Origin of the sequence: Pseudoalteromonas sp. 19-MNA-CIBAN-0066, assembly GCF_040308705.1 — a bacterium.
GTDB lineage: Bacteria > Pseudomonadota > Gammaproteobacteria > Enterobacterales > Alteromonadaceae > Pseudoalteromonas > Pseudoalteromonas nigrifaciens.
Genome location: NZ_JBEONZ010000016.1, coordinates 1 through 11,102 on the forward strand (window position 1 = coordinate 1; position 11,102 = coordinate 11,102).

At 40.3% G+C, this 11,102-nt stretch carries 13 protein-coding genes; 9 read left to right on the top strand and 4 right to left on the bottom strand.

Annotation, left to right across the window (positions count from 1 at the left end):
• Positions 1 to 586 precede the first annotated feature (586 nt).
• From AAEZ18_RS10575 to AAEZ18_RS10610, 8 genes are all read left to right on the top strand, one after another.
• Complete coding sequence (locus AAEZ18_RS10575; RefSeq protein WP_011326766.1) at positions 587 to 1,519, top strand: hypothetical protein; 933 nt, start codon at positions 587 to 589, stop codon at positions 1,517 to 1,519.
• Positions 1,520 to 1,545: 26 nt separating this feature from the next.
• Positions 1,546 to 2,445 carry a DUF350 domain-containing protein gene (locus AAEZ18_RS10580; protein ID WP_011326767.1) on the top strand — a complete coding sequence of 300 codons (900 nt, stop codon included), beginning with the start codon at positions 1,546 to 1,548 and terminating at the stop codon, positions 2,443 to 2,445.
• A 4-nt stretch (positions 2,446 to 2,449) separates the two neighbouring features.
• On the top strand, positions 2,450 to 4,171 hold the full coding sequence (locus AAEZ18_RS10585; RefSeq protein WP_011326768.1) for a polyamine aminopropyltransferase: 1,722 nt from the start codon (positions 2,450 to 2,452) through the stop codon (positions 4,169 to 4,171).
• A 79-nt stretch (positions 4,172 to 4,250) separates the two neighbouring features.
• On the top strand, positions 4,251 to 4,664 hold the full coding sequence (locus tag AAEZ18_RS10590) for a YjfI family protein (protein ID WP_011326769.1): 414 nt from the start codon (positions 4,251 to 4,253) through the stop codon (positions 4,662 to 4,664).
• 24 nt (positions 4,665 to 4,688) lie between these two features.
• Entirely contained in the window at positions 4,689 to 5,381 is a 693-nt protein-coding gene (locus AAEZ18_RS10595; protein WP_011326770.1) for a PspA/IM30 family protein, read from the top strand.
• 74 nt (positions 5,382 to 5,455) lie between these two features.
• Complete coding sequence (locus AAEZ18_RS10600) at positions 5,456 to 6,094, top strand: DUF4178 domain-containing protein (protein WP_011326771.1); 639 nt, start codon at positions 5,456 to 5,458, stop codon at positions 6,092 to 6,094.
• Positions 6,091 to 6,411: a hypothetical protein gene (locus tag AAEZ18_RS10605; protein WP_041454305.1), complete on the top strand. Its 321-nt coding sequence runs from the start codon at positions 6,091 to 6,093 to the stop codon at positions 6,409 to 6,411. Before AAEZ18_RS10600 ends, AAEZ18_RS10605 begins: the two co-directional genes overlap by 4 nt.
• 55 nt (positions 6,412 to 6,466) lie before the next feature.
• Positions 6,467 to 6,652 (top strand): hypothetical protein, encoded by a 186-nt coding sequence (locus tag AAEZ18_RS10610; RefSeq protein WP_011326773.1) that lies wholly within the window; start codon positions 6,467 to 6,469, stop codon positions 6,650 to 6,652.
• Between the two features lie 25 nt (positions 6,653 to 6,677).
• Here the strand turns inward: AAEZ18_RS10610 and AAEZ18_RS10615 are convergent, their stop codons facing one another.
• The 3 genes from AAEZ18_RS10615 to AAEZ18_RS10625 form a co-directional block, all read right to left on the bottom strand.
• Positions 6,678 to 7,082 (bottom strand): hypothetical protein, encoded by a 405-nt coding sequence (locus tag AAEZ18_RS10615; RefSeq protein ID WP_350594700.1) that lies wholly within the window; start codon positions 7,080 to 7,082, stop codon positions 6,678 to 6,680.
• Between the two features lie 10 nt (positions 7,083 to 7,092).
• The gene (locus tag AAEZ18_RS10620; RefSeq protein WP_011326775.1) at positions 7,093 to 7,614 is read right to left on the bottom strand and encodes a hypothetical protein; all 522 of its coding nucleotides are present in this window, start codon (positions 7,612 to 7,614) and stop codon (positions 7,093 to 7,095) included.
• A gap of 113 nt (positions 7,615 to 7,727) precedes the next feature.
• On the bottom strand, positions 7,728 to 9,104 hold the full coding sequence (locus AAEZ18_RS10625) for a class II fumarate hydratase (RefSeq protein ID WP_350594703.1): 1,377 nt from the start codon (positions 9,102 to 9,104) through the stop codon (positions 7,728 to 7,730).
• A 291-nt stretch (positions 9,105 to 9,395) separates the two neighbouring features.
• Between AAEZ18_RS10625 and AAEZ18_RS10630 the strand changes: the two genes are divergently transcribed.
• Positions 9,396 to 9,986, top strand: coding sequence for a DUF938 domain-containing protein (locus AAEZ18_RS10630; protein WP_089367530.1), 591 nt, complete (start codon positions 9,396 to 9,398; stop codon positions 9,984 to 9,986).
• Here AAEZ18_RS10630 and AAEZ18_RS10635 read toward each other — a convergent pair.
• The gene (locus AAEZ18_RS10635) at positions 9,963 to 11,102 is read right to left on the bottom strand and encodes a GNAT family N-acetyltransferase (protein ID WP_011326778.1); all 1,140 of its coding nucleotides are present in this window, start codon (positions 11,100 to 11,102) and stop codon (positions 9,963 to 9,965) included. The genes AAEZ18_RS10630 and AAEZ18_RS10635 overlap by 24 nt on opposite strands.

Below are 11,102 nucleotides of genomic sequence, written 5' to 3' on the forward strand. Positions count from 1 at the left end.
TGCCGAACTCAGTAGTGAAACGAAACAGCGCCGATGATAGTGTAGCATTTGCTATGTGAAAGTAGGACATTGCCAGGCTCCAAATTGTAGAAAGCCCGACTAGAAATAGTCGGGCTTTTTTACGTCTGTAGAAAAGTGAAATGTGGGTAAATAATGTACACAAGTCTCCCGCGTAGGTCGGGCGAGCGTAGCGACACCCGACACTCAAATCATAAAAATATCACCACTAGCCAATGAATGTGTCGCATTTGCACTGTGACTCTCCACTGCTGTGGGCACCACGACATTGCCAGGCTCCAAATTGTAGAAAGCCCGAATTTAACGATTCGGGCTTTTTTACGTCTGCAGAAAAGTGAAATGTGGGTGAATAATGTACACAAGTCTCCCGCGTAGGTTGGGCGAGCGTAGCGACACCCGACGATAAAGAGCATCAAAAATAGCTCAAGGAGCCTGTAGCCTTTAACAATCGTTGTATTCTCAAGTTAGAAATTCATTTTTAAAATCATTTTGTTGCAACTTCACTGTTGGTTTAATAAGTGACCTGTGTAAAACTACTGAGGTTAATTCAGTAAATCAGGTGACATGAATGTCAAATATTAAAGCTTGGAAACTTCTCAGCCTGTTTTGTTTGTTTGCGGTGCTTATGGGTTGCCAATCTAAAGAAGAGCAACTGCAAAAAACAATTCAAGAATCGATTAAAAAAGCGGAGGTTGAGCTATCACAGCTAGGTACTGCGCTTGATAATGGTAGTTTGCGTAATGCATTATTACTTAAAGAATACGGTGTTCAGCTTAAAAATCAGCAACCAGAACTTTCAAAAGTTGTTGATGTCATTACCCTTGACGCCACTCGTCAAGGTGCACTTTATAGTGGTTTAACACAGCGACTTAAAGATATTAAGGGCACCTACCTTATTCCTCCTTACGAAGATACTTTGCACAGTATTGACTTATTGCGCGAAGCTGCAAAGCCTACGTTATTTTCAGATGCGTTAACCGATCCTATTAATATGCTTGCGGATATGTCTAAAGGTAATTTAGCGCGTATTGGTGCTATTAGTCAGCAAGCTGAAGGCGCTGGAGTTGGTAACCAAATGGTGGGTAATCCTAATTATGGTAACTGGCAATCTAACAGCAATGGTACTAGCTTTTGGCAATGGTACGGTATGTATCGTATTTTAGGGGATGTATTCAATCGTGTTGAATATGGTAGCTGGAGCCGAGGTCGTAAATATAGTTATTACAACGATTACGGCCGCACGCGCTACTCAAGCCCAAAACAAATTAAAGCGCAGAGCACGCTAGAAACACGTACGCGTCAATCATATCAACGCCAAGGTAAGCAGTTTACTAGCCCTTATGCGAGCAAAAAAACGGGGGCGTCAGGCTTAAGCCGAAGTAGCTACACACCACCTAAAAGTCGCAGTAGTTATTCTCGTTCGAGTAGTTATAGCAATAACTCGGGCTCAGTTCGTAACAGCGGTAGTAGAACCTCTCGTGGCGTGAGCCGTGGTAAGTAAAAGAATAAAGTTGGAGTTAGAGTAATATGTATGAATTTAATGGAATAACAATGTGGTCACTACAAGCGCTGGCGATTGATTTTGCAATTATTGTTTTGCTGTTTGTGAGTCTTAAATATATTAAGGGTTGGGTATCTAACCTGCATGCTAATGATGAAATTACTGAGCGTGATAACTTTGCATTTGGTATTAGTTTTGCTGCGGGTTTAGTTGCATTGGCGATTGTGCTTACAGGTGTAAGCAGCGGTGCTTTTGCAGTGTCATTACAGCAAGAAGCTCTGCAAATGTTGGGCTATGGTGCACTGGCTATTTTACTTATTAAGCTTGGGCATTTCTTTCAAGATAAAGTTGCGCTGCGTAAAGTGAGCTTACATAGCGAAATAGTTAAAGGTAACGTGACTGCGGCTGTTATCGACTTTGGCCACGTTGTTAGTGTCGCCATTGTAATTCGCTCGGCATTGCTGTGGGTGGCTACCGACGGTTGGCATGGTTTACCAATTGTGGTTGCTGCTTTTGTTATTGGCAGCCTAGTGCTGTTGTTAGTGAGCCAATATCGCGTACAGCTGTTTAAGCGCACCAATAAAAGTGGTGATTGCTTACAACAAGCAATTATTGATGGCAACTTAGCCGTGGGTATTCGTTATGCCGGTTTTTTAATTGGCAGCGCATTAGCCATTACCGCAGCAACGGGGATTGCGCCTTATGTAGCCGATAATATTAATGCGAGTTTGTTGTACTGGGCTATAAGTGCAGTAGTTAGTTTACTGGTATTTATTATTTTGCACTTAGTGACAATTAAAATAATTTTATCTGGCTGTGATATTTCAGATGAAGTGAACCGTCAAAAAAATGTGGGTGTAGCCGCTATTTCTGCAGCGTTATCATTTGCGGTAGGTATAACTATGGCAACACTATTAGGCGCATAATCGAGTGTCATCAACTATAAAAAGCCCAAGTAAATTTAGTTTACTTGGGCACGATATTTTACTTATTACCGTTATGGCCGTACTCGCAGGGTGTGGCCTTATTTATGAATACTTACTGTCTCATTATGCGGGGCGGGTACTTGGCTCAGTAGAAAGCGCTATTTATGCGATGATCGGCACTATGATAGTAGCAATGGGCATTGGCGCATTTTTAGCACGTTGGTTTAAAGATGCATTTACCGCCTTTGCTTGGCTAGAAAGTATAATTGCTTTGATTGGTATGGGCTGTATTTTAGCCATTGCCGGCGTTATTGCTGTTAGCTATTCACTGCCGCATATGTTTTCGAGTATTTTTAATTTACCTCCCGACGTAGTACTCAATGGCTATGTATTTCAAAAGCTACAAGAGTGGTCGCGTTTTTTACCCTATGTATTTGGCCTTATACTTGGCTTGTTTATTGGTATGGAAATACCGCTTATTGCGCGTATTCGTCAGCATGTTTATGGCCGTTTTTTAGAAAATAACGCAGGAACAATTTATGGTGCCGACTATATAGGCGCCGGAATTGGCGCGGCTATTTGGGTTAGCATTATGTTGTCTATGCCCATAATGCAAGCAGCCGCGTGGACTGCGCTGTTTAATATAATTGCTGGGCTTGCTTTTTTATGGCGGTATCACACCTATGTACGCTTTGCCAAACTGTTATTAGCGTGTCACCTGTTATTACTAGTATTATTTGCGTTTATATTGGTATTGGGCAGTAGTTGGATGGATAACTTGAGCAATGTTTTATACAAAGACAAGGTTATTTATTCTCAAGCCACTAAATATCAACATGTGGTACTAACCGAGCGGTTAAGTAAAAATCAGCCGCAGCCAATAACCGATTTATACTTAAATGGGCGCTTACAGTTCTCTAGTGTTGATGAGCAAATATATCATTCAATGTTAGTTTACCCGGCTATGTTGGCGTCAAACCGTCATGAGCGGGTACTGATCATTGGCGGTGGCGATGGGCTGGCACTTAGAGATGTTTTAAAGTGGCCGGTGAGCAAAGTAACCCTGATTGACCTTGATGGGCAATTGCTTAATTTGTTTGGCCATAAAGATGCTGAATTTACTTCGCCTGAAGATATTAGCCAGCGGTTGTTAAGCCTTAATAGCAAATCTATGCATGATCCGCGTGCAGATATTATTGTTGGTGATGCCTTTTTAGAAGTTGAAAAGTTGCTCGATCAGGCAAAGCAATTTGATACTATTTTAATTGATTTACCTGACCCTAATCATCCCGATTTAAATAAAATGTATAGTGACTACTTTTATAATCATGTACGCCAATTACTAGCACCAGATGGCGCAATGGCGGTGCAGTCAACTTCGCCTTATCATGCTAAAAAAGCCTTTTTAAGTATTGCTAAAACGGTTAAAGCGGCTGGATTTGAATATGTAGAGCAGTATCAACAAAACATTCCTTCATTTGGACAGTGGGGCTGGACTATAGCTACCAAAATGGGGCAATCGGCTAGTGGGCGAATCAACGATGTAACCGCAATGCCGATACCATCAAGGTGGATCAGTAAAGAATATTTACTGGCTAGTTTTATTTTTCCGAATAATTATTTCGAACATATTAAAGATATTGAAGTCAATAGGTTAGGCTCTGGCCAACTGTACGATTATTACCGTACAGCATGGCAAATAGAAAGCGAGTTGTATAAAAACTAATAAAACATGGTTGACATAATATGTCAGCTATGAGAATCTTAACTCAGACATAATATGTCAAACGACAAAAGGCAGAGACATGGAATTAAATGAACTTTCAATAAAATTAGCTTCTTTTGAAACAGAAGGCGCTAACTTTGAGTCTTTCTTGATTGCTAATCCAGGTGAGCAAGATGTATTACAAGTCATTGTTGATGAAAATGATGAGCTTCCAATTTTTGTTACGCAAACACAAGAGCAGTTATTATGCATTAGCTACTTGTTTGACGAAGATGAAGTTAAGCCGGAATTACGTAACGAGTTAAACGAAACATTACTACGTTTAAACGTGCCAATTCCATTAAGTGCATTTGCTAAAATCGATAATAAATACGCGATTTTTGGCGCACTGTCGGTAAATTCATCATTAGATGACATTACCCACGAGCTAGTGACATTAGCCGATAATGCTATTGATGCACTAGAAGCCGTGACCATGTATTTAAACGATTAGTAGCGATTTAGTGGAGTTAAGATTATGAGTATTTTAAAAAAATTATTTACAGCAGTACGTGGCGGCGCGCGTGAAGCAGGCGAAGCAATTGTAGATAAAAACGGTATCCGTATTTTTGAGCAAGAAATTGCAGATGCACAAAATGCTTTGCACCGTGCTAAAAAAAGCCTAACAGAAGTTATGGCGAAAGAAATGCAAACTAAGCGTAAAATTAGCGCTGTAGATGCATCTATTGCTGAGCATGAAGCTTATGCTGGGCAAGCGCTGGAAAAAGGCAACGAAGCTTTAGCATTAGAAATTGCAGAAAAAATTGGCGAGTTTGAAGCTGAAAAAGCAGAGAACGAACAAGTATTATCTGGTTTTAGCAATCATATTGTAGCGCTTAAACAGCAAGTTAAGGAAGCTGAAAAGTCGATTAAAGAAAACCAACGCCAGCTAACTATGGTTAAAACCACAGAAAGCGTGCAACAAGCTACTATGGCTGTAAACAGCACATTAAACACTAACAGCTCGTCTATGACATCGGCTCGCCAATCACTTGAGCGTATTAAGCAACGCCAGCAAGACCGTCAAGATCAGTTAGGTGCAGCTAAAGAGCTTGAAGCCGATGTAAACGGCGACGATTTAAAAGCGAAAATGGCAGAAGCCGGAATTGGCGACAGCAGTCCAAAAAGTGCTGATATTTTAGCGCGTATTAAAGCCAAGCAAAATAGCTAATAATTACGTTCATATTTAAAAAGGTAACCAGGCTTTAGCTTAGTTACCTTTTTTGCTTAGAAGGCAGCCTTCCTATGTTTAATTTTTTCAAATCTAAAAAAGAGCCAGAGCGTCAGCTTAATCATGCCAGTGAGCTTAAAAAAGGTGACATGTTTACTGTCATCGATTCATTTGCTTATCCAGCGTGGTTAAAAGGGCAAACTCTTCGCGTTATTGATATACAAACTTACCAGTATCAACACAGTAGTGACACTGAGTTTGTGTTGGAAAGTGACAGCGGCCAAGTGGTATTTTTACAAATAGAGCAAGAAGATGGTGAGCAATGGGCTAACTTTTCTATAAAAGTACAACGTGATGAAGTAGAAGATATATTTGGCCTTGATCAGTTTGCGCGTATTTTTGATGAAGAGTCTTTAACGCATATCACAGTGCAAAATATACCAGAGCGTTTTACGCAGTTTTTAGCTAACAGCTATCAGCAAAGCGAATCGCCATTTGTGTGTTATTTTCATAATAAAGACTATCGCAATCAAGCTCTTCCACGTTATGAGCAAGAAGGTGGTGAGCTGTGTGAAATGATTTGTTTAGAGTCTGATGATAAAGGCTTTGGTTTAAATATTGAGATTTGGGATGGTGGCGAAACCGAAGTATCGCTTACCTTAACGCGGCCAATTACCGACATTGTTGACTTGTTTCCAGGAGACGCTAAGTGAGTGATGCTAAAGAAAAGTGGTTACGCCAAGAGCAGGCAGTGCGTGCCACGCAAATGGCATTTGATCTAAGTAGCGAAGTACAAAAGTCGATAAAAAAGCAAGCGATTGATCAAGAGCTAACACCTTCAGATATGATCCGCAAAATACTCGGTTTGGATGTAAAGTCTAAAAAAACCCGACAGCGTCTATCGTTTAATTTAAACGACGATGAAATAGCACAGCTTGCAAGCCGTTTTGATGTGCAAAGTGATGATAAGCGCGTAGTAAAGCAACGCGTTGCAGAACTTTTGATTGCTCATACAAAAAAAATTAAGTAGTTTTATGTTATAGACGCTATGCCCTTAAACTAAAAAGATAAAATAACGAGTTGCCGTGAATATAATTTTAATTGCTTACTTACTAATTTTTGCATTATTTGGTACTGCGGCAAGCTACTTTGTGCGTTTTATTTATGCGTATTGGGTGCTTAACAAAATGCCAATGCACTATATTATTAAGGCGGGGATTTGTTTAGTAATGGTGGTAATTATTTCAGCGTTAATCCCATATTTAGGATAACGCTGAAATTAAATTGTTTGCAGCATTATTTTATTTCAAAAGGTTGGCATTGCTGATTAATACATAGTGATTGTACTTCAAGCACTGATGGGCAGTCAGTTAAGCCTTGTGCCTTATTTAGCGTGTTTTCTTGTGCTGTTATTTGCTGTGCAATCTGCTCAGCTTGTTCTTGTTGGGTATTAAGTGTTGAGTACACCGCATACTTACTTGGCCCACCGCACGCACGCGCACCTACTTCAAGCACTTTACATTGAAAGCTAGCTGTACAGCTATTGTTACTAACAATATCGTTAAGTTGACTATTAAGACTCGCTAAACTCGTTCCGTGATCATTGCTTGACGATGTTGTGCTAGCACAGCCGCTCAGTAACAAAATACTAGTAGCAATACTTACAATTGATAGTTTAATTGCTGATGGCAAACAACTCATAACCTTATCCTTAAAATACACTTACTGCTGAGCCTTCAAGTTTAACACATTTATTTTCTACACACTGCGTGCTTGGCGCAGTTAAATGTTGGCAAATACTGACCATTTGATTTTGGGCATTATAGTTACTTTCAAAAGTAGTGATTTTTTTACTTAATGCAGTGACTTGCTCAGTTGTTGCTGTTGTCGTTGAATACACTATATAACTACTTGGGCCGCCACATGCTCGGCTACCTACAGCTTCTACTTGGCACTGCGTACTGCTATCACATTGTTTATTAGCAATGAGCGTATTTAATTCATTTTTAGCTGTTTTAATGTCATCAAGAGTAACTGTTTTCATGGCAGTATTTGATAGTTTTTCGGCTGGGGCATGTAATTCTGCTTTGTTACTTTTTTGCAGTTGTTGTAGTTTTTGCTGCGATGGCGTTGTTGCTTCGCTGGCAGTTGTTTTTTCTGTTTCTGCTACGGGGTTATCTAAACAAGCGGTTAAACACAGTGGTAAAAATATAGCTAGCAATGGTGTACGCATAACAAATCCTGATAGTGGTGAATTATTCACCACTATCATACACTGTGCATTTGTTACGGCAATAAAAACTCTATTATCAAGCAATTAAAGCCGTTATTAATTACTGTGAATATTTACAGCCCGCCTTGGGTTAACTTGCTGGGGTTAAGTAGCTTTTCGAGCTCGCTGCGCGATAAATCAGTTTCTTGCTCGGCAACATCAATAATTGGGCGAGCTTCTTTATATGCTTGTTTCGCTATTTTGGCTGCTTTTTCATAACCGATCACCGGATTTAGCGCGGTTACTAAAATAGGATTTTTAGCCAGTGCCTTATCAATATTTAGCTGATTTACTGTAAAGCTAGCAATGGCTTTATCTCCCAGTGCTTGGGCGCTATTAGCGAGTAACTCTATACTTTGTAAAATATTATAAGCAATTACCGGCAGCATTACATTTAGCTCAAAATTACCTGCTTGGCCGGCAACGGTAATTGTAGCGTCGTTACCAATTACTTGGGCGCTCACCATAGCTGCCGCTTCGGGGATCACTGGGTTTACTTTGCCGGGCATAATAGATGATCCGGGTTGCAGTGCTTCAAGCTCTATTTCACCTAAACCAGCTAATGGACCAGAGTTCATCCAGCGCAAGTCGTTGGCTATTTTCATTTGCGCTACAGCAAGTACTTTTAATTGCCCTGAAAGCGCGACAATGGCATCTTGCGAACCAATATTGTAAAAAAAGTTACTGCTAGGCGTAAATCTAATACCTACGTTGGCACTGAGATTATTAGCAAATAGCGGTGCAAATTGTGGATCGGCATTAATACCTGTTCCTACAGCGGTACCACCTTGCGCTAGTTCGCAAACACGCTCTAGGCTATGCCTTATACCAGCCGCGGCATGGTTAATTTGCGTTTGCCAGGCACTTAGAGTTTGCCCAAAAGTAACCGGCATAGCATCCATTAAATGAGTGCGGCCGGTTTTTACTATAGCGCCAACCTCGGCTTTTTTGTGTTCTAAATGCTGTGATAGTTTTTCTAGTGAAGGGAGTAATTCGTACACCACATTTATTGCGCTGCTCAGGGCAATGGCAGTAGGGATCACATCGTTAGAGCTTTGCCCCATGTTTACATCATCATTAGGATGAATGCTTTCATCGCCTAGCCGGCTTGCTAAAGTGGCAATCACTTCATTGGCATTCATATTTGAGCTAGTACCCGAGCCAGTTTGAAATATATCGACCGGGAAATGCTCATAATAGCTACCATCAATAATTTCTTGGCATGCTTGCTCTATTGCTTTAGCTTTAGTTTGGCTTAGGTGCCCAAGCTCAAAGTTGCTCTGCGCTGCCGCTTGTTTAATGTAAGCAAGGGCGGTTATAAACTGCTTAGGCATAGCTAAACCACTGATGGCAAAATTATTCACAGCGCGCTGAGTTTGCGCTTGATATAGTGCATTAGCAGGGACTTGTAACTCGCCCATGCTATCTGATTCTGTTCTAAACTGAGTCATAATATTCTTCCTTAAAAGGATTAAACCAGCGGCTGAGAATGCTCATTACGCACTCGCTTGGTAATTATTTATTGTAAGTAAACCTTGTACTCTATCTATAGGCTGGTGTGGTAAATTGCAAGGGTTATTTGATAATAGTTATCATTACATTTTGAGCTAGGTGTTTCAATGTAAAGTACAGCTATAAAAGTATAGATTAATTAACTGGCTTTAAAGCGTACATTAGCGCACGACAAAATACGCTAAATTTGTTTTACTGTTGCGCATCAGTCTTTAACCTTGAGAGTAAAAATGATCAAGCCATTCTCACAAGCGTGTGAAAATAATAAACAGCCTATTTTAGCGCAGTTAAAATCTGTGTTAGCGAATGCCAAAACGGTGCTCGAAATAGGCTCAGGTACAGGTCAGCACAGCGTGTACTTTGCTCAGCAGTTGCCGCATTTACAATGGTATAGCAGCGACAGAGCGATTAATCATGAAGGTATTAATTTATGGCACCGCGAGGTTAATTTAACCAATTTACATGCTCCCCTTGAACTTGACTTAAACAATGCGTGGCCAATAGATAAAGTGGATGCTATTTACACGGCTAATACTTTTCATATTGTAAGCTGGCAACTTGTAGAGCATTTTTTTGCGGGTGTAAAACAGCATTTAAATGACCAAGGCATAGTATGTATTTACGGGCCATTTAAATATAAAGGCGAGTTTACTAGCCAAAGTAATAACGACTTTAATCGCTTTTTAATAGAGCGCGACCCACTTAGCGGTATTAGAGATTTTGCAGCAGTTGAGCTATTAGCAAAGCAAGCAGGGCTAACGTTAATAAGTGATATAGCCATGCCTGCTAATAATCAGTTACTGATTTTTAAACGGCAGTAATGCGCTGCATTGATCTTTATAAATATTAATATGCTGGCGTTCACGTTTTAAGTAATCGCTAATTGCGTTGCTAAAGTTATTATCAACTATATGGTGAGCTGAGTAGGTTAATACAGGGGCAAAACCGCGTGCTATTTTATGCTCACCTTGTGCCCCTGAATGAAAACAGCTGAGGTTATGCTTTATTGCAAACTCAATCCCTTGGTAATAGCATAGTTCAAAGTGCAGAGAATCTACCTCTTCGCTTGCCCCCCAATACCGCCCATACAGTGTATCTGCTCCTATTAGGCTAAGGGTTGCGGCAATAATAGCGTCTTCTTTTTTGGCTAGCATAATGACTAGCTTGTCGGCCATTAGCGCATGTAAAAGCTTAAAAAAGGGCATATTTAAATAGCCTAAGTGGCCAGAGCGTTTTAAATAAGTACGTTGATAAAATTCGCAAAATAGCTGCATAATTTCAGGCGTAATTTGCATCCCTTGCAGCCATTCAATAGTAATGTTTTGTTGGGTTATTTTGCTGCGTTCTTTTTTTAGTGATTTACGCTTACGTGAATTAAGCGTATTTAAAAAATCGTCAAAGCATGTAAAGCCTTTATTAAACCACTGAAATTGCACACCCACTCTAAGCATAGCGTGTTGCTCAGTGAGGTGTGTGGCTTGGGCTAAGTTGCAAAAATTAACGTGCCAACCAGACCAGCCTTGCTCTTTGCTGTGCAGGTTTAGTAACTCTGTAATGTATTTATACACTAAACTAGGATTGCTGTGCTCTATAGCAATACGGCTACCTTCAATGGGGCAAAATGGCACACCGCATAACCATTTAGGGTAGTACTCTAAGCCATGTTTCTCGTATGCTTCTGCCCAGGCCCAATCAAACACATATTCACCGTAAGAGTGGCTTTTTAAATAGCCAGGTGCCAGCGCAATAATATTTTCGCCCTCAAAAATAGCTAAGTGATAAGGCTGCCAACCACTTTGTTGATTAACACACTGACTTTGCTCTAATGCGTATAAAAAAGCATGTTGGGTAAATGGCTCGTCGCCAAACAAACGTTGCCAATGCGCTCGCTCTATTTGATTAATACTACTAAACCATTGATGCGAAAATGTCGCCAT

What these genes read in the sequence shown, in the direction of transcription:
- AAEZ18_RS10615 (WP_350594700.1), bottom strand. Translation starts at nt 7,082, where the DNA reads ATGAGTTGTTTGCCATCAGCAATTAAACTATCAATTGTAAGTATTGCT.
- AAEZ18_RS10620 (WP_011326775.1), bottom strand. Translation starts at nt 7,614, where the DNA reads ATGCGTACACCATTGCTAGCTATATTTTTACCACTGTGTTTAACCGCT.
- AAEZ18_RS10595 (WP_011326770.1), top strand. Translation starts at nt 4,689, where the DNA reads ATGAGTATTTTAAAAAAATTATTTACAGCAGTACGTGGCGGCGCGCGT.
- AAEZ18_RS10600 (WP_011326771.1), top strand. Translation starts at nt 5,456, where the DNA reads ATGTTTAATTTTTTCAAATCTAAAAAAGAGCCAGAGCGTCAGCTTAAT.
- AAEZ18_RS10635 (WP_011326778.1), bottom strand. Translation starts at nt 11,102, where the DNA reads ATGGCGACATTTTCGCATCAATGGTTTAGTAGTATTAATCAAATAGAG.
- AAEZ18_RS10625 (WP_350594703.1), bottom strand. Translation starts at nt 9,104, where the DNA reads ATGACTCAGTTTAGAACAGAATCAGATAGCATGGGCGAGTTACAAGTC.
- AAEZ18_RS10590 (WP_011326769.1), top strand. Translation starts at nt 4,251, where the DNA reads ATGGAATTAAATGAACTTTCAATAAAATTAGCTTCTTTTGAAACAGAA.
- AAEZ18_RS10575 (WP_011326766.1), top strand. Translation starts at nt 587, where the DNA reads ATGTCAAATATTAAAGCTTGGAAACTTCTCAGCCTGTTTTGTTTGTTT.
- AAEZ18_RS10630 (WP_089367530.1), top strand. Translation starts at nt 9,396, where the DNA reads ATGATCAAGCCATTCTCACAAGCGTGTGAAAATAATAAACAGCCTATT.
- AAEZ18_RS10580 (WP_011326767.1), top strand. Translation starts at nt 1,546, where the DNA reads ATGTATGAATTTAATGGAATAACAATGTGGTCACTACAAGCGCTGGCG.